20 protein-coding genes and 2 pseudogenes are annotated in these 24,175 nt (G+C 44.4%); 15 read left to right on the top strand and 7 right to left on the bottom strand.

Going from position 1 to position 24,175, the window contains the following annotated elements:
* The 5 genes and pseudogenes from ABYP33_RS10365 to ABYP33_RS10345 form a co-directional block, all read left to right on the top strand.
* Window positions 1-698: helix-turn-helix domain-containing protein (locus ABYP33_RS10365; protein ID WP_373090798.1), on the top strand; the 698-nt coding region annotated here is incomplete at its 5' end.
* A 124-nt stretch (window positions 699-822) separates the two neighbouring features.
* Window positions 823-1,998 carry an acyl-CoA dehydrogenase family protein gene (locus tag ABYP33_RS10360; RefSeq protein ID WP_373090797.1) on the top strand — a complete coding sequence of 392 codons (1,176 nt, stop codon included), beginning with the start codon at window positions 823-825 and terminating at the stop codon, window positions 1,996-1,998.
* An 11-nt stretch (window positions 1,999-2,009) separates the two neighbouring features.
* Window positions 2,010-2,711 carry a glutathione S-transferase family protein gene (locus tag ABYP33_RS10355; RefSeq protein WP_373090796.1) on the top strand — a complete coding sequence of 234 codons (702 nt, stop codon included), beginning with the start codon at window positions 2,010-2,012 and terminating at the stop codon, window positions 2,709-2,711.
* A gap of 135 nt (window positions 2,712-2,846) precedes the next feature.
* Window positions 2,847-3,579 (top strand): annotated as a pseudogene (locus ABYP33_RS10350) (acyl-CoA dehydrogenase); the annotation flags it as partial.
* Between the two features lie 738 nt (window positions 3,580-4,317).
* On the top strand, window positions 4,318-4,731 hold the full coding sequence (locus ABYP33_RS10345) for a transglutaminase-like cysteine peptidase (protein WP_373090795.1): 414 nt from the start codon (window positions 4,318-4,320) through the stop codon (window positions 4,729-4,731).
* On the opposite strand, the gene ABYP33_RS10340 is transcribed toward ABYP33_RS10345, so the two are convergent.
* The 5 genes from ABYP33_RS10340 to ABYP33_RS10320 form a co-directional block, all read right to left on the bottom strand.
* Entirely contained in the window at window positions 4,712-5,374 is a 663-nt protein-coding gene (locus ABYP33_RS10340) for a hypothetical protein (protein WP_373090793.1), read from the bottom strand. The genes ABYP33_RS10345 and ABYP33_RS10340 overlap by 20 nt on opposite strands.
* A 67-nt stretch (window positions 5,375-5,441) precedes the next feature.
* Entirely contained in the window at window positions 5,442-6,176 is a 735-nt protein-coding gene (locus ABYP33_RS10335) for a tyrosine-protein phosphatase (protein WP_373090791.1), read from the bottom strand.
* A gap of 36 nt (window positions 6,177-6,212) precedes the next feature.
* Window positions 6,213-8,375: a GumC family protein gene (locus tag ABYP33_RS10330; RefSeq protein WP_373090789.1), complete on the bottom strand. Its 2,163-nt coding sequence runs from the start codon at window positions 8,373-8,375 to the stop codon at window positions 6,213-6,215.
* A 20-nt stretch (window positions 8,376-8,395) separates the two neighbouring features.
* Window positions 8,396-8,959, bottom strand: coding sequence for a polysaccharide biosynthesis/export family protein (locus tag ABYP33_RS10325; RefSeq protein WP_373090787.1), 564 nt, complete (start codon window positions 8,957-8,959; stop codon window positions 8,396-8,398).
* Between the two features lie 62 nt (window positions 8,960-9,021).
* Window positions 9,022-10,206: an outer membrane beta-barrel protein gene (locus tag ABYP33_RS10320; RefSeq protein WP_373090785.1), complete on the bottom strand. Its 1,185-nt coding sequence runs from the start codon at window positions 10,204-10,206 to the stop codon at window positions 9,022-9,024.
* Window positions 10,207-10,505: 299 nt separating this feature from the next.
* Here ABYP33_RS10320 and ABYP33_RS10315 point away from each other — a divergent pair, with 299 nt between their 5' ends.
* The 8 genes from ABYP33_RS10315 to ABYP33_RS10280 all read left to right on the top strand — a co-directional run bounded on the left by ABYP33_RS10315 (window position 10,506) and on the right by ABYP33_RS10280 (window position 20,181).
* Window positions 10,506-11,141, top strand: a complete 636-nt coding sequence (locus ABYP33_RS10315; RefSeq protein WP_373090783.1) for a hypothetical protein — start codon at window positions 10,506-10,508, stop codon at window positions 11,139-11,141.
* Window positions 11,142-11,282: 141 nt separating this feature from the next.
* A complete protein-coding gene (locus ABYP33_RS10310) occupies window positions 11,283-12,500 on the top strand; it encodes a lipopolysaccharide biosynthesis protein (protein ID WP_373090781.1) in 1,218 nt (405 codons plus the stop codon).
* A complete protein-coding gene (locus tag ABYP33_RS10305) occupies window positions 12,500-13,645 on the top strand; it encodes a hypothetical protein (protein ID WP_373090779.1) in 1,146 nt (381 codons plus the stop codon). Before ABYP33_RS10310 ends, ABYP33_RS10305 begins: the two co-directional genes overlap by 1 nt.
* 510 nt (window positions 13,646-14,155) lie before the next feature.
* Window positions 14,156-15,364 (top strand): glycosyltransferase family 4 protein, encoded by a 1,209-nt coding sequence (locus ABYP33_RS10300; RefSeq protein ID WP_373090801.1) that lies wholly within the window; start codon window positions 14,156-14,158, stop codon window positions 15,362-15,364.
* Between the two features lie 57 nt (window positions 15,365-15,421).
* Window positions 15,422-16,015 (top strand): sugar transferase, encoded by a 594-nt coding sequence (locus ABYP33_RS10295; protein ID WP_373090777.1) that lies wholly within the window; start codon window positions 15,422-15,424, stop codon window positions 16,013-16,015.
* 19 nt (window positions 16,016-16,034) lie between these two features.
* Window positions 16,035-16,670, top strand: a complete 636-nt coding sequence (locus ABYP33_RS10290) for an acetyltransferase (protein WP_373090775.1) — start codon at window positions 16,035-16,037, stop codon at window positions 16,668-16,670.
* Window positions 16,671-16,723: 53 nt separating this feature from the next.
* A complete protein-coding gene (locus tag ABYP33_RS10285) occupies window positions 16,724-17,899 on the top strand; it encodes a DegT/DnrJ/EryC1/StrS family aminotransferase (RefSeq protein WP_373090773.1) in 1,176 nt (391 codons plus the stop codon).
* A gap of 269 nt (window positions 17,900-18,168) precedes the next feature.
* Window positions 18,169-20,181: a polysaccharide biosynthesis protein gene (locus ABYP33_RS10280; RefSeq protein WP_373090771.1), complete on the top strand. Its 2,013-nt coding sequence runs from the start codon at window positions 18,169-18,171 to the stop codon at window positions 20,179-20,181.
* Between the two features lie 24 nt (window positions 20,182-20,205).
* Here the strand turns inward: ABYP33_RS10280 and ABYP33_RS10275 are convergent, their stop codons facing one another.
* Window positions 20,206-21,552: an O-antigen ligase family protein gene (locus tag ABYP33_RS10275; RefSeq protein ID WP_373090769.1), complete on the bottom strand. Its 1,347-nt coding sequence runs from the start codon at window positions 21,550-21,552 to the stop codon at window positions 20,206-20,208.
* A 275-nt stretch (window positions 21,553-21,827) separates the two neighbouring features.
* Here ABYP33_RS10275 and ABYP33_RS10270 point away from each other — a divergent pair, with 275 nt between their 5' ends.
* Both ABYP33_RS10270 and ABYP33_RS10265 read left to right on the top strand, forming a co-directional pair.
* Window positions 21,828-23,696, top strand: a complete 1,869-nt coding sequence (locus ABYP33_RS10270) for an acyltransferase family protein (protein WP_373090767.1) — start codon at window positions 21,828-21,830, stop codon at window positions 23,694-23,696.
* Window positions 23,697-23,789: 93 nt separating this feature from the next.
* Window positions 23,790-24,037, top strand: a pseudogene (locus ABYP33_RS10265) (PLP-dependent transferase); the annotation flags it as partial.
* 26 nt (window positions 24,038-24,063) lie between these two features.
* Here the strand turns inward: ABYP33_RS10265 and ABYP33_RS10260 are convergent.
* A partial coding sequence (locus tag ABYP33_RS10260; RefSeq protein ID WP_373090799.1) for an IS3 family transposase occupies window positions 24,064-24,175 on the bottom strand: 112 nt, incomplete at its 5' end.

The raw sequence follows: 24,175 nt of genomic DNA, 5'->3' as shown, positions 1-24,175 counted from the left end.
GTGTATTGCGAATAGTGGGCGATATTGGTGAGGTTAAAGTGCGCCGGGAGAGCGAATTTATTCGTTTAGATTGGCAGCCTTTGGCGCCAGAGAGCGCCGCCCAGCGCTACCTGAGTGATTCATTCCTGTCGGTTGCGGCGGCGATTGTGAATTCTGTGTGCGTGCGGCCAATACCAATACGGGCTGCATATTTCAGCTATGCCGAGCCCGCCGACCTGGATTTGTTAAAACAGCAGTTTGGTGACGGTTTACGCTTTGATCAGCCTACCAGCTGCGTGTATTTAGACCGCGCTTGTCTCGATTATGCCCTGATCAAATTGGATGCAAATTGGGTTCAAGCCCTGGCCCAGCCAATTCGCTATTTGTTCGAAGACAATAGCAACAATAATGACTTTATCCTTGCGGTACGTAAAACGCTGCTGCGTCTGCTGCCCAGTGGTGATATGAACATAGACCGTGTCGCAGAAGCCCTCCGTATTTCCCGCCGCACTCTGCAGCGCCGTTTAGCGGAGCAGGGCACGCAGTTCTTACAGGTTTTGCAGGAATTACGTGCGGAGCTGGCGGTTCAATACCTCGGTGATGAGCGCTTGAGCATTACCGATATTGCCTTCTTGTTGGGCTATATGGATCAGAGTTCCTTCTCTGGCGCATTCCGTAGCTGGCATGGCCAGTCGCCACGCGATTATCGCAAACAATAAATAGCCCCGCGCCTGTCATTGGCACCAATTCCCGACTCCGCTGGCACCTTTGCCCAAGCCTAATTCTGCCGAGCCGCTAGACTAGCTGGTAGTTTTAAATGCCAAGCTTCGATGAGTGAGCACAATGTCATTAAATTTTGATAGCGCGCGTCTGTATAACCCCTATTTACGCCCCGAGCATGAAGAGTGGCGTACTCAGCTGCGCAAATGGTTAGAAAAGGAAGTCGTGCCATTTCTGGATGACTGGGAAGAAGCGGGCAAAGTACCCGGCAGCCTCTGGAAGAAAGCCGCCGAGATTGGCGTGTTGCAACTGGGTTACCCCGAAGCCTATGGTGGTATTTCAGAGGGTATTGACCAATGGCACGTTAACATCACCAATGAAGAGTTTACCCGCGCCGGTTCGGCCGGTGGGCTTATCAGTAATCTGCTTATTCACGGTATTGGTCTGCCGCCAGTAATGAATTACGGCAGTGAGGCATTAAAACAAATGGTGGCACCGCCGGTTCTGGCTGGTGAGAAGCGTATATCGCTGGGTATCACTGAGCCATCTGGTGGCTCGGATGTGGCCAATATCACCACTACGGCCGTGCGTGACGGCGACCATTATATTGTTAATGGCAGTAAAACCTTCATTTCTGGGGTGATGGGCGCCGACTGGGTGTCGACTGCAGTGCGCACTGGTGGCGAGGGTGGCCGAGGTGTGTCGATGTTATTAATTGCAACCGACTTGCCGGGAGTGGCAAGAACGCCGTTAAACCGAAAGCAGGGTTGGTGGTGCGCCGATACCGGCACTATTTATTTTGACAATGTGCGAGTACCTGCGGAGAATTTACTGGGCGAAGAGGGCCAGGGCTTTTGGGTAATCATGACCAATTTTAATCCAGAGCGTTTAAGTTTAGCGGTGACTATGGAAGCGGCTGCGCGCGCCTGTTTAGACGATGCCGTAGAGTGGGCGCAGCAGCGTAAAACCTTTGGTAAACGTTTGGCCGACCACCAAGTGATTCGCCACAAGATCGCGAGCATGAAACAAAAAATTAATGCCACACAAGCCTATTTACAATACCTCACACAGGCCGCCATCGAGGGCCGCTGCGACCCAGGCGATTTAGCTATGGCCAAAGTTCAAGCCAGCGAAACCATGGAGTACTGCGCGCGGGAGGCGAGCCAGATACTCGGTGGCGCCAGTTATTTGCGCGGCAATCGCGTAGAGCGCTTTTATCGCGAAGTGCGGGTTAACGCTATTGGTGGCGGCTCCGAAGAAATTATGCGCGATCTTGCCGCGCGCCAATATAAGCTTTAAGGACACCAGCCATGGCAGCAATATTGAACCGAAAAACAAAGCCAAAATTATGGCATTGCTATACCTCGCGGTCCCTGCGCGCACTGTGGGCGCTAGAGGAAATGGGTATTGAACATGAGCTAGAAGTGCTGCCGTTCCCGCCGCGGATGTTTCAGCGCGACTACCTCGACGTCAATGCCCTGGGCACGGTCCCGTATTTTATCGACGGCGACACCCACATGACGGAGTCCTCGGCGATCGGGCTGTATTTGGTAGAGCGCTACCAGCGTTATGACTTTGGCATAAAAGTAGATCACCCGGAATACGGCGACTACCTTAATTGGCTGTTTCACAGCGATGCCACGCTTACCTTTCCGCAAACCTTGGTGTTGCGCTATTCCCAATTAGAACCGCCGGAACGCCGTCAGCCTCAAGTGGTAGAGGATTATTACAGATGGTTTTTAGCGCGCCTCAAACGATTGAATAACCATATGGCAGGGCGGGAGTTTCTCTGTGCTGAGCGCTTTACAGTGGCGGATATTGCCGTGGCCTATGCCCTATACCTTGGTGATGGTTTAGGTCTGTCGCAGTTTTACGAACCGCAAGTGCTAGATTACTTTCATCGTATGACGGCGAGAACCGCGTTTCAAAAAGCTGAGGCCATTGGCAAAGAGACGTCTTTGTTTTCGCCAACACCGTATCCGTTTGCGAATGTACCCAATTTATTCGGCTAAGCGCTGCACATATAAATAATATGGAGTCATCATAAAATTTACCGAAGAAACTAATACCATACGCGAAACCATCGTCCGCTTTATTGATACAGGAATTAACGCCTATACAAATCAGTGAGGCCGAGGGCATTTTTCCGGCCCGTCGAGTATGGCGGTATGGGCATAGATTACAGCTACCAAATCGTGTTCTCCGAGGTGTTGGGTGGTATCGCCCGCGGCGCTGTGTCGATGGGCATTGGTGTGCAAACCGATATTGCCACACCCGTCTTGGCGCGCTTTGGCAGCGGTGAACTGCGTTGTGAATTTTTAGTTTCCGCGATTGCCGGTGATGCGGTATTTTCTATTGCGGTGAGAGAGCCCCACGCCGGTTTCAATGTGGCGGCAATTAAAACCAAGGCCAAAATGGACGGTGGTGATTACCTTATTAACGGTACTACAATGTGGATTACCAACTCTACCCAAGCTGCCAATTTGTGCTTGCTAATACCAGTGACGATAAACGGCACCTGAATAAGTCGCTGATTATTGTGCCCACCAATACCCCCGGCGAGCCATTTTCTGGACGCCTGAATAAGTTGGGTATGCGGTCGTCAGATACCGCTCACGTTTTCTTTGACGATGTACGAGCGCCACAAAAAATCTGATTCGTGAAGAGGGGCACGGCTCTATCTATCAAATGCTGCAATTTTAAGAAGAGCGTTTGTTTGCTGTGGCTGGTGGCTTAAAGGGCATGGGCTATATGTGGGATACCCCGGTAGCCCGTGCCGGCCAGGATCGCCGGCTTACCTCAATCGGTGGTGGCGCCGACCACGTGATGCTCAGTATTCTTTGTAAGGCCATGGGAATTTTACCTGGCCACAAGACGTAAGACGCATCAGGTTTTGGCGGGTCGGTTCTAATACGAGCCGACCCTTACCCCAAATGGCGCCGTGCAACGGCGCGAATCATTCAAGTGATCATTAATCGCGCAGTAACGTAAATAAGCCAACTTAGCATATACGTATTAGCAATAATTCAACTGCGGATGCCCCTAATTATAAGACCCTAGATAGTTGCTTAAGCTAATTCCATCAATATGTGTGGAAGTGCTTTTAGCTGGACACACCAGTCTATGGGGGGTGAAAAGTGGCGCCTATCAACTTTGATTTAACGATATCCAGCAAAATATTGAGACGGCTAATATTAATACCAACAATAAGCCTAACAGGCGTTGCATGTGCAAATAGCGGTTCATTCAATACCTATGTGATCAAGAAGATGGCTCCCGCACCGTCAGGATACAGCGCCGCGGTATTGGCTAAGCGGATCGTGCCGCTCGATAAAATTGACGGCGCATAAACCAAGGGCAGTGCTTTTTGGCTGGTTGGCGAAAAACTTAGGCTAATGCTGAAAAGGAAACTAATTCATTTACCTTTAATTGCCACTGCGACCGGCTTTAGTCCGATTGCTCATTTTGGGTTCTCGTCGATCATTTTTCTTTTAGAATTGCTTAGTTTAGGAGTGCACTATTCTCGTCTCGCGCAGAAGGATGCTAGCTTGTTTATTCACTGGATCTACAGGGCTGCTGTTAGGGTGTGCGAACTCACCTGTTCCATTTCAAGTCCAAATGGGGTTTCTGGTTGATGCGCCGTCGTCACCTAAAAAATTAAAGCCGACTTTGGATACAGTACTCGGGCGTGCAAATGAAAATTTTCAGTATGAATCTGATTCTGCGATCTATGGTGAAAGCGACTATTGGAATCCGGCCAGTGCGAGTAACGATTGGCGTGGTGATTGTGAGGAGCATGCTTTACTGTGTCGAGAGATGCTGGGCGAAGCAGGTATAAATGGCAGCTTTTTACTTACATGTTGGACTGAAACCGAGCAATACCATTGCGTCTTGTATGTTCACGGCTGGGTGCTTGATGTGCGTCATTCTAGAGTGATGTCAAATACAGATTTAGAAAAAATCGGCTATAAATGGCATAAGGCGGGACTAGAAGACGGCCGCTGGTTCTACGTTACTTTACTTGCGGAGTAGCTTTGGCTTTAGATTGACTAGCACACCAATCGGCAAGGTTAACAAAGGTATTATTACGATTACAGATAGTGCGCTGGCGGCCAAACTGATTGAGGCTGCGTGACACCTGTGTTGATGTGTCGAGGGTGCTCGCCAAGCCTCGATCAATGGATTTAATAACGATGGTCTTGCCCCGAAGGGGGAGCATATCCCAGGCCAATAACCCCGCTTCTACCATTTTTAGTAGTACATCAGGTCGCCATGGTCCGGTTGAAAGTGCGTTTTCCAGCGAATCTAATGTTTCTTGATCAACGACGCCTAGGCGCACCTTAACCAATGCGATATCAACCCACGTATAGGGCCAGCCTGGTTGAAGCTGTGCGGCGCGACGATAGTCCGCTAAGGCCTGTAACCGTGATTCCGTCGCAATCGGGTCCCCTATTGATTTTCTGTAATAGCGCCAATCGTAGATACGACCACGTTTAATAAGCAAATTTGGGTTAGCAATGGGGTGCCAATAAATCGCCCGGTCAATTGCGCTACGGGCAATATTCCAGGCCTGCTGCTGCGGCTCTTCTTTGCGACTACTCCAGTCATCAAGGAAGCGGCTCGCCTGCAAAGAATAGAGTGATGAAATTGAAATGCGCAGACCTAGTAGCAACATTGCTAGGCAAAACAGCGTAAGGCAGACCCAGAGTGCAGAATTTAGCTTTGTTGATCGTGGCATGAGTTTAGGATGTGTTAGGAAAAAGCGATTGCACAATTTCCCAGGGGGTATTAACCATGAGTTGCTGCGCTGTATCATAGCCTACGCGTTCGCATACTATATTGTAGGCTTGTTTGAGTAGGGGGGGGCGCCTTTTTATGTGGTGAGCATCTGTTGCGACTACTGTTGCTTGGCCTTTTTCGATAAGTGATAGTGCCATCATTTCAGACTTAGGGCCAAAATTTCCAGTAACTGATGCTGCGGTCAATTGCAGCAGACAACCTTGCTCAATGAAAGGGCTCAGATATTCGGGCCGCTCAAGTAAGCCTTTATTTCTTTCCGGATGAGCGATCATCGGCCTAATTCCATAATCGAGCAATTTTCTTGTCAGCACTGTTGCGCCGACAGGCATATCTCCGTGTGGAAATTCCAGTAGTAATATATTCTCGCCATGCCATTTGCCAAGAAAGGGGATATCATCGCGTTCGATTGCGCTTAATATCTCTATATCGAATCTGACTTCGGCAGCGCAGCTAATCGCCAAATTGATGCCGTTCTCTATTAGTGCGTTATGTAAATTATTACAAACTATGGAGATACTCGCAGCATTATTATTGTAGCGACCATAATGAATGTGCGGTGTGCATACGGTATGAGTAATTCCGTTTTCAACTGCGGCGTTTGCTAGGACCAAGGACTCTCTCAGCGTTTGAGCGCCGTCATCTAACCCTGGAAGAATATGGCAGTGAATATCGATCATCTTTACACCAGAAAGTGAGCAGTGATGGCGTTTAAACTACGTGTGATATTTACTGTATCGGTAATACTTTAACTTCTTGTTGTTAACCTGGCTTAGTATTATGCCAGATACTCGCAGTTTACTTTGCAGCATTTGGCCAATACTGGATTCGACGACTTTTCGTGATGTCGATTCGCTACGTACTACTTGTAATAATATGTCGGCATTTTTGGCGAGAACTAATGCGTCACTCACCGCCTGTATTGGCGGCGTATCTACCACGATATAGTCAAAGCGCGTGCGCAGTGTGGCGATTAGCTCCTCAAACTGCGTTGACGACAGTAGATCAAGGGGGTTTGGTGGCGCCGCGCCTGCACTGATTATGTTTATGCCGTTCTTTTCAATTAGGCACTCATCTAAAGTCGCGGTTCCCGAAAGAAGATTAGCAAGGCCCGGAGTAGCAAGTGGTAAATCGTAAGATTTGGCAAGCACGGGCTGCCGTAGATCGGCGTCAATTAAGAGCGTTTGCTTGAGTTGGCCTAGTGCAAGGGCGAGATTGCTGGCGACAACGCTCTTTCCCTCTTCAGGAACCGATGAGGTAATAAAAATAAGTTGCTGGCGCTCGCTGTTAGCCGATAGTAAGGTGCTGGTGCGCAAGCCCCTGATCGACTCCGCAAAAGCGCCTTTTGGGGTATTTATGAAGGACTGTGCAAGCGTCTTTCTCTTCTTGCGCTTTACAAAGGGCACCAAACCTAAAACCGGAAGATTGAGTGCCTCCTCGAGCTGTTCTGTAGTCGAAAAGGAATTGCCAAGGGTGTCGGCCAGTAGTGTTATCCCAGCACCGCCCAAGAGTGCAAGTAACGCGGAAAGCATGACAATTAGCGCCTTTTTAGGCTTGATCGGGGCGCTAGGTACCGATGCTGGATCAACGATGCGCGCATTGGCGGTTTCCATATCAGTAGTGGCTGAGGTCTCTTTAAGGCGACCTAGAAACGTATTGTATAATGAGCGATTTGTATCTACTTCGAGCTGCAATTCCCGCAGCGTGAACTCTTTCTTTGCGATGGATTTAATTTCATCTCTATTTTCTTTGTAGGAGTTACTTAGTGATTCCTCGTTAGCTTTCGCTAATAGGTAATTCTTCTTAATACCGGCAACAACCTGTGCGACTTGTCTGCGCAAGCTGTCATTGGCTGATTTTAGTTCTGATTGCGCGCTTATCATCGTTGGGTGTTTGGGGCCGTAGCGACGCGACAACTCTTGGACTTTTGAGATCGCTTTGGCCTGCTCGGACTTAAACTGTTGCACAACACGGTTACTTAATATGGCAGGTACTGAGCTAAGCCTTTCTAAGTCATCACGGTTGATTTGGCTCACTTGATGGAATTGACTTTGTGCGCTTGCAAGTTCCTTTCTTGCGTCGGTAAGGCGAGTACTGATGCTGCTAAGTGAGTCTGCTGACAACGTGGTTATCCCTTCAATGTCCACCAAGTTCTCTTTTTCACGGTAGAATTGCAAGCGACTCTCAGATTCTTGTAGTTTCTTCTTCAGGTCAATGAGCCGTTCTGACATCCACGAGGTTGCCGTTTCGCGCATGCTGAGTCGCGCATCGAGCTGCCCGCTAATATAGTTTCTTGCGATGCTGTCGGCGACGCGCGCAGCGACAGTTGCGTCGTTCATGTCGACATTAATTTTAACTAACTGAGTTTTTGCTATTGGCAATACTGTCACCCGCTGCTCAAGGATTTTAAGCAAAAAATTGATTTCTTCATCTGTCGTAGGCAGTGTCGGTTGAGTTAGATCTCCAGGCTTAAGAAAGGGCAGATATTCGTTGAGTTTAAAGAATTCAAGCAATTCCTTAATGTTAAAATTAGTATTTGGAGGCGTGGCAAACTCAGGGTGCTCAGCCAAATTTAGCTTTTCTGCTACTGTTCTTAATAATTCCCGACTTTCTAAAAGTGCGAACTGCGTAGATAAATATTCCCCTCGCGAGGTATCTAAGCCAAATAGTTCCTCTGCTGAAACGATTTTGTTCTTAGTAGGCTCAATAAGCAGCGTTGTTGTTGCTCTAAAAACAGGTTCCACAGACAGCACTATTAGCGTAGCTAACATAGTAACTGCAACGGCCAGAAAGGTAATATTCCACTTCCTTTGATTAAGCACATTCCATATATGGGATAGATCGAGCTGGTTGCTGACGTTGCTTTTTTGATTGTTCATTTGTTTATTCATAAGTCACTTTAAAAAAAGCTCTCGTCAACGGTGACGATATCGCCAGGGTAAATGTTTGAATCCAATGAGCTTCGAATGGGCTTTCTGATTTCGTCATTGTCGCGAATAATATAAAACTTACTACGCGACGCCCGCTCCGTGAAGCCGCCAGCGATAGCAATGGCTTTGCGAAGCGTGAGGCCGGGCTTAAATGGGTAGCCTCCGGGCTTCTTAACTTCCCCATTCACAAAAAAGGAACGATATTCAAGTATACGTACCGTTACCTTCGGATCTATTAAGTAGTCACCGAGTAAGCTGGATTTAATCGAGCGTTCCACGTCGGCGCTTGTTAAACCCTTGGCGCGCACCTCTCCTAGAAAGGGGTATGAGAATGTGCCGGCATCGGTTAAACGGATTTCTGAAAAACTCAAATCGGGTTCACCAAAAACCTGTACACTGAGCAGGTCACCAGCGCCGAGCTTATAAATAGAATCTAGGCTTTTGCTGCTGTTGTGGTTCGCTTCTAGTGCTAAAACGGCTGCAGACAAGGTCAATGATAGGGATATCAGGAAATAGAATAAAAGTCGTTGCATCGTGTCTGTCAAAATCCGGTTCTTAATGCTTGATAGCGAGTGTCAATGGTTGCCCAATACAATTAAATGGCAAAGGTCAGGCTAAGCTCCACAATATTGCTGTCGAACTCTTCTATCGCCGCGTTTGATTCTCTGCTTTTACGGCTATAACTAGCATTAATTTCAAGGCTGCGATTCAATGTATAGGTTAACGCTGCTAGAGCGGTGCTAGTGTCATCTTCTCTTCCGTTAAATGTTTTACCTTCATACTCTTCATTTATAAGACTAAAGCTGAGAGTGGATTCCAGTCTGTACGACCAGTCATGCACCCAGCTGATCGACGTATTGGTAGTATTGACTACATCGGATCGTGCACTGCCTTCTGCGGCGCCTTTGCCGGTGGCAATGTTTAGGCGAGAATAGCTACGAGGCTGCCAAGTGATATTGATATCCCATGCCGGTTCAGAGATGTCTGCGATGCCTGAATTGTCGAATATTTTATTTTCTTGGCCGTAGCGAATGTGACCGGTTGTTTTGGCGGTCAGCTCCCAAATGAGGCCCGCATAGTATTTTGTCGAATCGTTATTTAGCTGACTTTCTGCCGCTTTGTAGTCAAAATCAGTACGCAATACCTCAAGTAAAAGCCGTGTTTTTGGCGCTACTCGTACATAAAAAGTACCGCCCCGGCTAATCATGTCCCGTTCTTTAAGTCGGTTTTGAGACAGCGTATTGAGATTGTTCGAATAACGAAGCTCGCTAGCGCCTAGGCTGGCTTCAAATTGAGCGCGGCCGGAGTCTGCGCCAAGCTGGTACTTGCTAAATAAATCTATAAAGCGTGAGCGGTCTCCAACTTCCTCATTAGGAGTGCTCCGATTTATACTGGTTCTAATGCCTTGCTCTTTAGTATAGTCAAATGACAGCGTCGCCTTATTCCTAGAATTAAAGGTGAATTGGCTGTCTAGCAACAGCGTATGGTCGGTATGGTCGTCCTTGGAATCGTACTCGTAGGCTTCATGCGTTAAGTTATATGCGCCATCTAATCTTACCTTCGAACTCTCTGCTTTAAACAAGAATGCTGGTTGAACCACAGTGATTGCCGATGAATCTCTTGGTTGAGAGTCCGGGTCTTGGGAAATGTTGTCGTCGTGCCGCGCACCAATCGTGAGTAAAGATAAGAAGCTGTCACCGTTCTCTAGCTTGATTTCAGCGTTGGCGATCGAGCAGAGGGTTGCGAGCATCACGGCGCTATAAATCTCGCTGATCTTCATTTAATGTCCTTACTTTTATACCGTTGTAAAATAAATTTATTCATAAATAATTATTTTTAATTTCCTAATGATTAATTTCAGCGACGGTTGGAAATTTTGCGCAGTGTAATGCATTTGTGCAGTAGATTCTATAGACTACTCTGCAAGCACTATTTTTGATTGAAAAGTTAACGAGTGTTAAATTTTTTATTGGCAAATTAACGGGTGTTAAATTTTTTATTGGTAAATTAACGGGTGTTAAATTTTTTTGGTTTTATCTGTGTTTACGAAAATTTAATTTATGCTCTTTGGGGTCGGGAATGGTAAAAATAAATATTTGTTCAGCTGTTGTGGGTGCATTATTCGCGTCGGCTATCCTAAGTGCCCATGCTGATGAAGTTGCTGCATTGGCGCTAAGTCAATCTGGGGTTGTATTGTCGGACGAAGAATATCTTTCATTTCTAAGTGCCGAGCCAGAGCAGTTGGGCAAAGTGACAGCCGCAGTAATCTTGGCAAGAGATAAGGTAGGCATCGAAACCATAGCAAATATAGTAGGCACTTTGGTCGCAGAATTTCCTTTACATGCGGTACAGATAACTGAGTCGGTAGTAAAGGCTTACCCCGCCATGGCGGCTATGATTGTTGCAGCGGCGGTGAAGGCTGCCCCGCTACAAGCCGCCGATATTGTTGCCGCAGCAGTTGCTGTCGCACCTGCGTACGCGCGAGCTATTGTCGCCGCTGCAGTATTTGTGGTTCCCCAGATGGCGGACCAAATTGAGCAAGCGGCTGTTAATGCGGCTCCCAAGCAGGCCGAGGCAATTTATGCTGGAGCGGATGATGGTCGTCGTCAAGAGGCGGATAGTGGCACGTCTAGCGGTCCTGCGGCGGTCACTCCGAGTAGTAATGAGACTAAAGGCGGTGGTGGTGATACAAATGCCCCTGCTAGCCCCAGCTGAATTGCCACGTTCCGTTGTAGCGGTGTGGACATCTGGTATATCTCTGCTAGCAATCTCATATTTGCCATGCGCCACAGTTAAATAATTCTAAGTCGTTTTATTTGAAAAATAGTGGGTGGCAGTAGTGTTCGGTGAATTATTTTGGCGGTTTTGAAAAATACGTTTGCGACGGCAATGTTTAAAGTGTTGGGCGCGCTATTTACGATGGCGGTGATCTATGTCGCTGGGAAAATTGCCTCGGCTGATGGTTTAGGTGCATATTTCTATTATTTTTCATTTATAGTAATGCTTTCCTGTTTGATGAGGTTTGGTCTTGATATTTTTATTGTCCAGGGCAGTCAGTGCGGTGAGAAAATTTCAGCGGTCTATACGGTTGGACTTGCGTATTCAACGTGTGTTGCAGTAGCTTCTTGTCTTATTCTATTTTTTCTTTATTACCTGAAAATAGGGAAAGGAAATATATCAATATGGTTGCTAGTAGTACTTTCAGCCTATTTCTGGTCCTTGATCGATTTGATCTGTTCGTTGGATTGGTTGCGGCAGAAGCATATTAAGTCATCATTATTAAAGTACTCGATGTTCCCAGTGGTACACTTAATTATCTATTTAAATGTGGTCCTGATTGATTTGGACGGTGACAAGTTGGTGGTATTGCTGGTAACGCTGACTAGCAGCTTAATTCTTGCTTTTATGCTTGTCGTTATTGTTGTTGAGGGTTCACTAAAAAATTTGGTGAGGGTTAGTGGTAGTCAAATAACCGACACATTAAGTAGCTCGAGCGTGATATTTGCTGAAAATATACTGACTATGGTAACCGCAAATCTTCCGGTCATATTTTTGGGCGGGTTCGCGTCAGCGGAGGCGAATGCTGTCTACGGTGTTGCACGCCGCTTGTCAAATGTTATGGGATTTCTGTCGACCTCGGCCGTTCGTGTAATTACTCCAGTATTTGCTAGTTGTCGTAGTCAATCGGGAAAAAGTGAAATTCTTAATCAAAAGAAAAACATGGAAAATTTGTTATCAATAGTCATGTTGGGGTCTGCCTTTATGTCCCTTTTATTTGGGCAGGCTGTGCTCGATGCCTTCGGTTTGGCTGCGAGCAGTTGGATTCTAACTTTACTGTTATTGGCCCATTTATTTAATATGCGTGTCGCGACTAATACCGCGTTTTTCCAAGTTATGAGTAGGCCTTTACTTGGTATGAATCTCGCGATCCTAAGCTGTATAGGGTCAGCTCTATTATTGTGGCCGCTATCCGCTAATGCGGGCTTATATGGTGTTGTTGTGGCTATACTGATTGTTTCTATAATTCTCGCTTATATTTCTAATGTGATGATTTTTCAGGTGTATAAGGTTTAATGCTCGAGGACAACGAAAATCGACATCTGGCAGTCATCGATTACTTTTTGGTTTTTTCGATTTTTTTTGTAGGTGATCATTTACTTATAGCTAGTACCCCTTCCTTTGTAATTGTGTGGTTATCAATTTTAATCTGGAGGTTTCTAAATGGGCCATCGCTTTCCGTTGGAGAGTTATTGGCGCAGGCAGGTGTGTTCGTTTTATGCTTGCCTTTGTACATACGAGGTCTAGTTAGTCACGAGTTGTACTACTTGTTTCTATTTCAAGCGGTGCTATTTATTAACGCAATGCCGCTGATGATTAGGGTTTTACAATCGGGCGCATTAGGTGTAGTCGTTCTTGCTTCCTGCGTGATCTTTCTGTTGGAAGGTTTCTATACTTGGAATCAGCGACAAGGGATTTTTTTTGGGCCAAATGTGCTTTATCGGGTTTACGCTCTGCCGTTAAGTATGCTGGCAGCGTCTTGCCTTATTTCGCGCTCAAGTAATGTACATGTCCGTACTCCTGGATGGGTAGCTGGTTTAGCGGCTGTTTTACTACTGGTTCCGATTATATCCACTGGATCACGAGGTGGGCTAATGACTTATGCTTTGGTCGTATTTGTATTGGCCGCTATCTATGTTCGAAGTGAGCAAAGGTCGCATTATGTGATCTTGGTGGTCGCGTCATTGTCTATTGCAGCTTTGTTATTTTATAACTGGTCAACACTGCAAATAAGCCTCGGAAGAACGGTGGATTATCGAAGTATTATTGAGGGTGATGCAATACGATTCTCGCTGCTTTCTCGTGCCTATGATTTTATATCGTCTGAAAATGGATTTGATTTGATTTTGGGGCTGGGTAGCGTCAATGCATACTATGCTGATGGTGTTTTGTACCCACATAATTTTTTCCTCGAATTGCTGGTATACCACGGTGTCTTTTTCTTGATAATTGTGATTTTGCAATATTCTTTAGTATCTATGTATATAAAAACGTCGGGCGTTTTCTTTGTGGCTGGGCTAGTACTTATACTTCCCATTTTTATAGGGGCGATGGTTTCGGGGAACATGCAAGATCATGCCTATCTGCTTGGCTTTCCTTTTGCCTGGGCTGTTGTGTGTAAGGGGTATGAGCAGGATTTTCCAAACCGAAAAATACGCTAATTAATATTTTTAAAATCAAACATCGTCATTCTGTGGAATATAGTAAGTCGGTGCGGATTATGTGTATGCGCTATTAATTCGTGTTGGTGCAAGGTGGTGAGCTGTAGAATTTCTAGTTGAGTAATTTGGCTAGAATATTATTTTTTGACAATATTGAATTCTAAAAAATAAGCATAAATTTATATGTTAGTGGTAATGCAATAGATATATGTGGTGACAACATATCGTATCGATTTCAGGTGATTTTTTGAATGTCACTTTTTAATATTGTTATCAAATTTTGAAGAAGACGTGCAGCCAGATTGGCAAGAGCTATTACTTTGTAACAGCGAACTAATGGCCTAATTCTATGGCGTAAGATAAATGGAAAATGTCATTTGTTTTTCTATATAAGTAATGTGTTAGGTTGAATAAATCAGATGAAAAATTATTACGCAATTTCTATATTTTTTGAAAATCGGTGATTTAGTGAAAATTTTATATCTTCATCAGTATTTTAATACGCCATGTATGACCGGTGGCACAAGATCGTATGAGTTTGCGAGACGCCTTGTTGCAAGTGGGCATGAGGTTCATGTTGTAAGTTCTTGGCGGGAGCCCATGGAAAGCAACGATTGGTTCGTTACTGAAGAAGCTGGTATTCATATTCACTGGCTGCCAGTGCCCTATTCAAATGGAATGTCGTATAGCAAGCGAATTCTAGCTTTCTTTCGATTTGCTGTATTAAGCGCTTTACGGGCTCGTAGTTTGCCGTCAGATATCGTGTTTGCAACAAGTACGCCGCTTACTATATGCATACCAGCTATTTTTGCGTCTAGGTGGCAGTCTATTCCTATGGTCTTTGAGGTTAGAGATCTGTGGCCTGAGCTACCGATTGCGATGGGGGCTTTAAGGTCTCCATGGTCAATATTTTTTGCACGAAAACTAGAAATATTAGCTTATAAATGTTCTAGGGCGGTAGTAGCGCTATCTCCAGGAATGCGGGATGGTGTTATTGTCGCCGGTATGTCTAAAGCGGATGTTGCGGTAATTCCTAACGCCTGTGATTTTCAGCTCTTCAATTCGCCAAAAAGTGATGTAGATAAATTCCGGTCCGAACGATCTTGGCTGGGCAATAGTCCGCTGCTTGTTTATGCCGGGACTCTTGGTCGGATAAATGGCGTCCATTATCTTGTCGACATTGCAGGCGAGCTAAAACGTATTGGGTCTAATGTAAAGGTGCTTGTGGTTGGCGATGGTAGTGAAAAAGCGTTTATACGAAGCTACGCCGAGCGGGCTGGAGTAATGGGCAATAATTTCTTCCTAGAAGACTCAATTCCAAAGTACAAAGTCAGTACCTTATATGGCGCCGCTACAATGGTCTGTAGTTTGTTTGTTGATCTTCCTGAGATGAGAGCGAATTCTGCAAATAAGTTTTTTGATGGGCTGGCGGCCGGTAAGCCTGTATTTGTTAATTATGGAGGTTGGCATCGAGATCTCATTTCGGATAATAAATGTGGTGTTGTTGCTTGGGGGAAAAGTGATGGTGCGGTTGCTAGAGAAATCGCAAACATTACATCAAATGAACGCACTTTATATGAAATGGCTAATAATTCCTTGCAGCTTGCACAAGCAATGTTTGACAGAGATAGGCTAGCATATCAACTAGAAATTGTTCTCGATGCGGCTGTAAACAAAGATGATTTTGATTTTTCTAGTGTTGACGAAGTTTTAGGGTGATTTTTAGTGCTATCGAAGGGCTTAACGTTCGATTAATACCCATTGCCGAGATTTACTATGATTAAGCGAATTTTTGATTTTTTATTGGCAGCCGCGCTTCTGGTTTCCTTGTCGCCCGTATTTTTATTATTGTTTATTTCTATTCGAATATTCTTGGGAGGCAATGTTTTTTTTATTCAACCGAGGCCAGGACGACACGGGAAGCCATTTAGAATGGTGAAGTTTAGGACAATGAACAATTTGCGAGATAGCGAAGGTGTTCTTCTTGCTGATGAATACCGACTGACCCGCTTCGGTCGAATGTTGAGGGCATCTAGTATGGACGAACTACCAGAGTTATTAAACGTTCTGGCAGGGGATATGAGTTTAGTGGGCCCGCGACCGTTGTTAATGGAATATTTGCCACTTTACTCACAATATCATGCGCGAAGACATGAGGTTCGTCCCGGCATTACGGGGTGGGCGCAAGTTAACGGGCGCAATGCCCTGTCTTGGAATGAAAAACTCGATCTGGACGTTTTTTATGTAGATCACAAAAGCTTTTTGCTAGACGTAAAAATTCTATTCTTAACAATAGTAAAGGTTGTTCGTCGTGAGGGAGTAAGTCACGAAGGTGAAGCAACGATGTCGAAATTTACCGGAAGTTTATGAGTTTTAGGAGAATTTGTTTGTGAAGGATCTAATTATAATTGGATTTGGGGGCTTTGGGCGTGAGGTTGATTGGTTGGCAATAAGTTGTGGGCGAAATGTTGCTGGCTTTCTGGATGATTCTTATGAACCAGGAATTCATGAAGGATACCAAGTTTTAGGTAGGGTTGAGCAATGGGTTAATTATTCTGCATGCGAGTTTGTTGTTGCTGTTGGAAATCCTAGAACAAGAAAATTAATCGTGGACAAAATGCTAACTTTTGGTGATCCGGAGTTTGCCACTCTAGTTCACCCGAGTGCCATTATGTCGCCGTCTGTAAGCGTGGGTGCCGGATCGCTAATTTGTGCGCATTGTACGTTGACTGTCAATTTTTCGATCGGTGAACATACGATATTGAACATGAATGTCGCAGCAGGTCATGATGTCGTTATTGAATCTTTCGTAACAGTAGCCCATTTAGTGGCGATTTCAGGGAATGTAACGCTCGAAGATGGTGTCGAGTTAGGAACAAATTCTGCGATTCGCCAGGGACTCACTATGGCCCGCGGATCTATGTTGGGGATGGGTGGTGTTATGACGAAGAATGCTGATAAAAATATGGTCTATGTGGGTTCTCCTGCAAAGGAGTTCAAAAAATTGGAAGCTTTTCCATCTTAATATTCGCGGCATATGTACGTTATGCTTTGTAGAAATGTAATAAGTGGCTCTAAATGAATCAATCTAGATCTTCTAGCTGGCCTAGCTTCACTGTTGAAGAGGCTGAGGCTGTGTCAAAAGTGCTTTTATCAAATAATGTTAATTACTGGACAGGGGACGAAGGTAGAGAATTCGAGCGTGAATTTGCCAATTTTTGTGGCGTTGAATATGCAGTGGCCTTAGCAAATGGCACTGTTGCGTTAGACCTTGCGTTGATTGGCTTGGGGGTGGGGCCTGGTGATGAAGTTATCGTTTCGCCTCGAACATTTCTAGCATCGGCTTCCTCAATTGTGAATTGCGGTGCGAAGCCGGTTTTTGCTGATGTTGATTTGTGTTCGCAGAATATTTCCGCAGAAACAATTGCGCCGCTTATATCAGCAAGTAGCAAAGCGATAATCTGTGTTCATTTGGCGGGTTGGCCGTGCGACATGGATCCGATCATGGCATTGGCGGAACAGTATGGCTTAATGGTGATTGAAGATTGCGCGCAAGCTCATGGTGCTATGTATCGAGGGCGTTCAGTTGGTTCGATAGGTCATGTGGGGTGCTGGTCATTTTGTCAGGACAAAATCATGACTACCGGCGGTGAAGGAGGCATGGTAACCACTAATGATCATGATCTTTGGTCTCGTATGTGGAGTTATAAGGATCACGGAAAAAGCTGGAGTGCCGTCTATGAACGTGAACATGAGCCGGGATTTCGTTGGTTGCATGAGTCGTTTGGTACTAATTGGCGGATGACAGAAATGCAAGCTGTCATTGGAAGAATTCAGCTAAGACGAATGCCGGTTTGGCATGAGAACCGAAAAGAAAATGCTCTTGCGATATTGGGTGCGGTCAACGCTACCGATCTTTTTTTAAAGCAGGAAATTCCTAATGACATTAAGCATGGTTGGTATAAGTGCTATGCGTTTATTGATCAAAGTAGTTTGGGGCTAAGTTGGACTCGGGATCGCTTTATTGCCGAAGTAAATATGCACGGCATACCTTGCTTTTCAGGATCATGTTCGGAAGTTTATTTGGAGCGATGTTTTGTTGATTCTGGTTTAGCACCGGATGGCCGGCTGCCTAACGCAAAGCAATTAGGTGAATCCAGTGTTATGTTTTTGGTACATCCAAGCTTGACTCCGGAGGAGCTTGGTCGTACGTGTAAGGTTATTGATAAAGTTGCTAGATTGGCGCGAAAATAATTGTATTTATGTCTACTGTCCTTGTGTGGCTATGTGATTATGCTTTATGGACAGCATAGAAGCGAGGTCTATGTGGAGCTTTAATTATTTTGAAGCGCTATTTTGTAAGAATAACTTTTTGTGCTTATCGGAGTATCGTGAGCTACCTCTCATTTTGTGTGTTAGTAAATTTGCGCTTGAAGAACAAGTGTTTTTGCTCAGTAACGGATTGCATAGCTGTTATATATTATTAATGTTAAGAGTAAATAGAAAAAATTCGATGTCGAGGTATGAAATTGGATAATCCTAATAATAAGGACGCTGCGGCATTTTTTTTGCGAACTTTGCTGTCGATCCCAGGTTGGTTGAAGGTATTGCTGATGGTTTCCGGCGACGCCTTGTCATTGTTTGTGGCGACCTGGCTTGCGCTTTATGTGCGTTTAGGTAATTCAGCAGACCCGATAGAGAAATTTTGGCAATTGTGTTTACTTGGCCCTCTAATTGGGGTTTCGGCGTTGGCTACTTTTGGGGTGTATCGCTCTCTAGTTAGATACTTCTGTTTAGAAGATGTTATAGTTATTGCTAAATCAATAAGTGTTTCGGTTTTGATATGGGCAACTATTTGTGTTCTTGTGCAGCTAAGTCTGCCGCGTTCCTTAATTTTCGTTCAGTGGTTTCTGGCCATTCCGATAGTTTTATTATTTCGTCTGATTTTGAAGTTCGTATTGCGTGAACTCTCGCCATTTGGCTATCGTGCTAAACGCAAAAATGCACGAAATATTATTATCTATGGTGCGGGTTCCGTCGGGGTGCAGTTGGTGAGAGCTTTGGCAGATGAGGCCAGAATGTATCCAATAGGATTTGTTGATGATAATGAAACATTACAAGGGCGGCAGCTTAATGGTTTGCGAGTATATTCCTTTGATGACCTAGCGTCTTTAATCAAGACGCGTGGGGTAGACGATGTATTACTCGCGATTTCTGCAATCTCTCCACAACAAAGGAAATCCCTTTTGCATCGTTTGAGCAAATTTCCGGTGCGGGTAAGAGTGGTTCCGAGTCTTGCAGAAATTACTGGTGGGCAAGTAAATACTGAAGATATTCGAGACATAGATATTACAGACTTGCTTGGGCGCGAAGTAGTTCCCCCAAATGAATCATTACTCGGTGCCAATATTAAAAATAAGGTAGTTATGGTTACCGGGGCCGGTGGATCAATAGGTAGTGAACTTTGCCGCCAAATATTGAGTCAAGGCCCGCGTGCGCTTGTTTTATTTGAGTTGTCAGAATACAACTTATACGCGATTGAGCGCGAACTCGTGGCTAAAGTAGAAGAGAATAGTTTGCGAGTACGTATAGTAGCGATTTTGGGAAGTGTTCAGGAACGAGATCACCTTATGCAGGTTATGAGGTCGTATATTGTGAACACGGTGTATCATGCGGCGGCATACAAACATGTGCCGATGGTTGAGCATAATGTAGTTTCCGGTTTGCGTAATAATGTATTTGGCACATTTAACGTGGCGAAGGCGAGTTCTGATAGTTGTGTTGAGAACTTTGTTCTGATTTCCACAGACAAAGCAGTGCGTCCCACAAATGTGATGGGAGCGAGTAAACGTTTTGCGGAGATGGTCCTGCAGGGTCTCGCTGATCGCGGCGCTACCTCAAGCTCTGTCACTCGTTTCACTATCGTTCGATTTGGAAATGTGCTCGGTTCCTCGGGTTCTGTGGTTCCGCTATTTAAAGAGCAAATAAAAAACGGTGGTCCCGTAACGATCACGCATCCTGAAGTTACACGTTATTTTATGACTATCCCAGAGGCGGCTAGTTTAGTTCTTCAGGCTGGTGCAATGGGCAAAAGCGGCGATGTGTTTGTATTGAATATGGGCGAGCCAGTGCGAATATACGATCTTGCGCGGCAAATGATTAAACTTTCAGGTCTTTCAATATCTGAAAGAAGTGTTGACTCAGATGGTATTCAAGTTGTTTTTACCGGTTTAAGGCCTGGAGAAAAGCTGTATGAGGAGCTATTGGTTGGTGACGGAGTCATTAGTACTGAGCATCCTATGATTATGAGTGCTAGTGAGCGACATTTGAATTGGAAGGAAGTTGAGGACGAGCTTTGGCGAATGGAAATTTTACTCCGTAGTGCGGACGTGAAGAAGCTACGCGATCAATTAGTTCGATGTGTTACCGATTACAAGCCGCAAGGTGACATTGTTGATCTCTTAATAGGGGATATCAGTGCTCGACGCCAAGATGGCGGTGGCGCTGCTCCCGTTTTTGGTAATGCAGAAACTTGAGTGAGAGCAGGGATATCCAGAATATTAGTGTGGTCGGGTGTGAAAACGGGCAAGAAGACCAAGTGCAGATATAACGGTTATTGTTGCGGCGTTCGCGGGAATTTGTAAATTGAAATCTGTTAATGAGTGTATAGCGATTGCGGTCATTGCCATTACGCAAGCGAAGCCTACTCCACTTCTATAGGCGGAATTTAGCTTAGTAAGCGCGTTGATTCCGTGGTAATAAGTAAATACGTAAAAATAGATAAGCGATGCGCCACCGAAAAAACCATATTCTATGGCGAATTGTATGTAGTCGTTGTGTGCGTGAGTGAAATGATGACTGATATCTCGGCCGGCAACTGATGGAAATATGGTTTCGAAGCTACCAGCTCCGCTACCGTGGAATGCATATTTATTTAGCAGGGGAATAGTGTAATTAAATACTTCGTCTCGGTTTACGTTTTGCCTTATTAGTACTTCGCCGGCCACAACTTTGTCGTTTAACTGTGTGCTTATTAGGCGCATTTTTAATTCTTCTAAACCAAAATACTTGGCGACAATGAAAACGTCGATTATCAGTAGGCTGCTAAGAATGGCAAATAGTTTTGGTCGAAGCTTGGGGCTTGCCACTGCTAAAATTCCACCAGTTATAATCATAGAGCTTAAAAACGCGATATTACCCATGCGAGATTTTGTCATGACGAGTCCAATAACCATAATTGCCAATGCGATGCGAAGGAATGGTTTTGGACCGGAGATCCAATTAAGAATTGATTGAATTGATATTGGCCTTTGGTCGCGAAGTGCTAGTAATAGACCAATACAGCATGCGGCGGAAATTTCTAGGTATCCGGCTAGGTGATTGCGGTTCACAAATGTTCCGGTGGCAAGCCCGTGCATGTGCTCTTTTGCTTCGAAAAAGGACCATTCTAAATTTGAAAGGGTCATGCTTGAGCCGTAGAAGGCCTGCAATGTTCCGTTAAATATTACGGTTGCTAATAGTAAGTTTATTGACTGGCGAGTGACGAATAAGTCAAGTGTCAGAATAAACAAGAGGGTATATGAGGTGCCTAGGAGTAGATAATTAAACGATTCGCTAGGTGCTAAGCTGATTCCTGTTAGATATTGTACAGCGGCGAGTAACTGCACTAGCACTAGTGATATTACCGCTGGTTTGGCATTTTTGAGAGGAGCAGATATTTCAAGCGAATGTCTTCGTTTGCGAATGGTCCAGATGAGGGCTATCGCCGAAATTAGTGTTATGGCTATCCCTCCTGACCAGGGTCTGTTGCTGCCTAAGGGAAGGGGTAGCCATATGATGAGAAGGCAAATTGCATATTGTAGATCTTTCTGCGATTTGTTGTGGAAATTTATGTTGTGGGTGATCACATTTTTTCCTGTTTGGGGGAGTTGCTAGGGTATCTGGTGTTTCCGAATTTTTTACTTACGGTAGATGTTTGCAGCTGTATTATTTTTTACGGAAATTTTTGGATTTGGGGATATTTATTTCTTCACTCGATATCGTGGTGTGTAATTAATATTTAGTATAACGTGTGAGATTTTGTTTTTCTAGAAATTGAATAATATATCCGTATCTATTTTCTGTTAAATATTAATTGGTTTTTATAAAAATTGAAATTTATATAATTTTAGGGCGTTCTATTTTGGAATTTAGAAAAGATATTAATGGCTTGCGAGCATTTGCTGTTGTTGCGGTAGTGCTATTTCATTTTAACGAATCATGGATGTCAGGTGGGTTCGCGGGCGTCGATGTGTTCTTTGTGATTTCCGGCTACCTAATGACTGGGATAATAATTAACGGTATCGAGAAGGGGCGATTTTCTGTAATAGATTTTTACCTTTCTAGAGCAAATAGAATAATTCCTGCATTAGCTGTCCTGTGTTTGGCTTTATTGCTGTTAGGCTATTTTTATATGACCACTTGGGATTTTAAAACCTTGGGGCGAGATGTTGCGAGCAGTATTTCCTTCTCGAGCAATATCGTTTTCAGTTTAAGAGAGGGTTATTTTGATGTGGTCGATAACTTTCTATTGCATACGTGGACGTTGTCGACTGAGTGGCAGTTTTATCTTGCTTATCCGCTTGCTTTAATTTTATTGAGTAAATATTTTTCATTAAATAGTTTGAAGTATATCGTATTAATCTCCTGCGTTGTCGGGTTTATTTATAGTGTTTATTCCACTAATAGGTGGCCTGATGCGTCCTATTTTCTTCTTCCTAGTCGGGCTTGGGAGATGCTCATTGGCGCGCTTGCATTTCTTTATCCCTTGTCTTTGGATAAAGCACAAGGACGGCTATTAGAGGGCTTAGGAATAACGCTAGTTGTTGGCTCTTATTTCCTTATTTCAGAAAGTGTTTCTTGGCCGGGGTATATGGCGATACTTCCTGTTTTGGGTACCTTTTTTGTCATCCAGTCGCAGAGAAGTGACAGTTTTATAACCGGTAATGTGATCTTTCAAGCATTGGGGGCGTGGTCGTATTCAATTTATCTTTGGCATTGGCCAATTGCAGTTGCATATAGCTATTATGGGATTTCTGATAAATTTACGGTGCTTGGCCTGTTTCTCTCCGTAGTGATTGGCTTTCTTAGCTTTAAATTTATCGAAAAATGGCGATTTAAGTCAGTATCTAAAAATAAGCTGTTGACGGCATATATTCTAGGAGTGCTTTTTATAGGCGGCTTAGGCGTATATGTTTTCTATACGCAAGGTGTAGCTTATAGAAGTGATCTGGAATCTAATTCTTTGATTCAGGGTGGTACTGGGGACGATTACATTGTTCATGAGGGTTTGTCGTTATTGAATACTGATGACGCGTATGATTACTTGCTTATAGGCGATAGTAATGCGAATCATTATGTTCGAGGTATCTTGCAAGACGGGTCACGAGTAAAGCAGTCGTGGTACGCGGATTGTATGTCTTTCCCGTCTTCAATGAGTGTTAGAAATGGTGTCTATTCAGATTGGAGATATTCCTGCAAAAACAACTACAAAATTGGTATTGAAGAGAAATCAGATATTATTATTTCGCAATCTTGGGTGCGACATGGAAAGAAGAAGTTGGAGTGCACGTCCGATAAATGCTTTTTGACTGGGGATTATTATACGGATTTACAATCTCAGTTAAACGACTTGCTGAATTTATATGGTAAGGGAAGAGATATATTTATAGTGGGGGAGTTACCGAGACCAAGAAATAATAGTGTATTGATATGTCTGCGAACTAAACAGCTTTTAGATTTGTCGTTGAATTGCGATCATAATTCGGTTTTTGATGTTGTCGGTCGAGATGTCAATTTTATATTGAAGGAGGTTGCTTCAAATTACGGCTATGTCTATTTTATTGACCCGTTTGACGCGGTTTGTAAAGACGACGTATGCCAATATTCGCTCAGTGGAAAATCCCTGTTTATGCCTGACGGTTCACATTTGTCTGGGTTTGGGTCGGAAGTGATATGGCGTTTTATTTTGTCGGAAATTGATGCTCATAAGGGCAATGTTGATGGTTCTTAGGGCCTTTAAATAATCGCTGCAATTTCTTGTTACTTACGGGTTTCTATGCTTTATTCTTCTGTTTTTATTAAACATTATTATTAGAGCTATAATATGAAGCTAGAATCAATCGCCCTACACCAAGGTTACACGTCGGAAGCAACAACAAAAGCTGCGGCAGTGCCAATTTACCAAACAACCTCGTATACCTTTGATGACACTCAGCACGGCGCCGATTTGTTTGATCTTAAAGTGCCAGGCAATATTTACACCCGTATTATGAACCCCACAACGGATGTGTTGCCTCCGGTATGGCGGCGATCACTTACGCGATTCAGTGCATATGTGAAATTGGCGATAATTGTTCTGGTCAACAAAACCGGACACATTAATTTGCTAATTTCTCATACTGAACCGGCGATAAATCATTGTTCGATGAGTGGAGCCGGTCTAAGTTGTAATACCTAATGTAAGCTCTAACATCACTGGTCATGTGCTCG

The organism is Zhongshania sp. (assembly GCF_041584495.1).
GTDB lineage: Bacteria > Pseudomonadota > Gammaproteobacteria > Pseudomonadales > Spongiibacteraceae > Spongiibacter.
Note: the sequence above shows the minus strand (reverse complement) of the source record. Positions and strands in the feature narration are given on the sequence as shown.

Bases quoted from the DNA above. Each gene is read 5' to 3' on its own strand.
- ABYP33_RS10325 (WP_373090787.1), bottom strand. From the start codon at position 8,959: ATGCAACGACTTTTATTCTATTTCCTGATATCCCTATCATTGACCTTG.
- ABYP33_RS10315 (WP_373090783.1), top strand. From the start codon at position 10,506: ATGGTAAAAATAAATATTTGTTCAGCTGTTGTGGGTGCATTATTCGCG.
- ABYP33_RS10300 (WP_373090801.1), top strand. From the start codon at position 14,156: ATGACCGGTGGCACAAGATCGTATGAGTTTGCGAGACGCCTTGTTGCA.
- ABYP33_RS10360 (WP_373090797.1), top strand. From the start codon at position 823: ATGTCATTAAATTTTGATAGCGCGCGTCTGTATAACCCCTATTTACGC.
- ABYP33_RS10355 (WP_373090796.1), top strand. From the start codon at position 2,010: ATGGCAGCAATATTGAACCGAAAAACAAAGCCAAAATTATGGCATTGC.
- ABYP33_RS10320 (WP_373090785.1), bottom strand. From the start codon at position 10,206: ATGAAGATCAGCGAGATTTATAGCGCCGTGATGCTCGCAACCCTCTGC.
- ABYP33_RS10305 (WP_373090779.1), top strand. From the start codon at position 12,500: ATGCTCGAGGACAACGAAAATCGACATCTGGCAGTCATCGATTACTTT.
- ABYP33_RS10340 (WP_373090793.1), bottom strand. From the start codon at position 5,374: ATGTTGCTACTAGGTCTGCGCATTTCAATTTCATCACTCTATTCTTTG.
- ABYP33_RS10295 (WP_373090777.1), top strand. From the start codon at position 15,422: ATGATTAAGCGAATTTTTGATTTTTTATTGGCAGCCGCGCTTCTGGTT.
- ABYP33_RS10330 (WP_373090789.1), bottom strand. From the start codon at position 8,375: ATGAACAATCAAAAAAGCAACGTCAGCAACCAGCTCGATCTATCCCAT.
- ABYP33_RS10285 (WP_373090773.1), top strand. From the start codon at position 16,724: ATGAATCAATCTAGATCTTCTAGCTGGCCTAGCTTCACTGTTGAAGAG.
- ABYP33_RS10345 (WP_373090795.1), top strand. From the start codon at position 4,318: ATGGGGTTTCTGGTTGATGCGCCGTCGTCACCTAAAAAATTAAAGCCG.
- ABYP33_RS10335 (WP_373090791.1), bottom strand. From the start codon at position 6,176: ATGATCGATATTCACTGCCATATTCTTCCAGGGTTAGATGACGGCGCT.
- ABYP33_RS10280 (WP_373090771.1), top strand. From the start codon at position 18,169: ATGAAATTGGATAATCCTAATAATAAGGACGCTGCGGCATTTTTTTTG.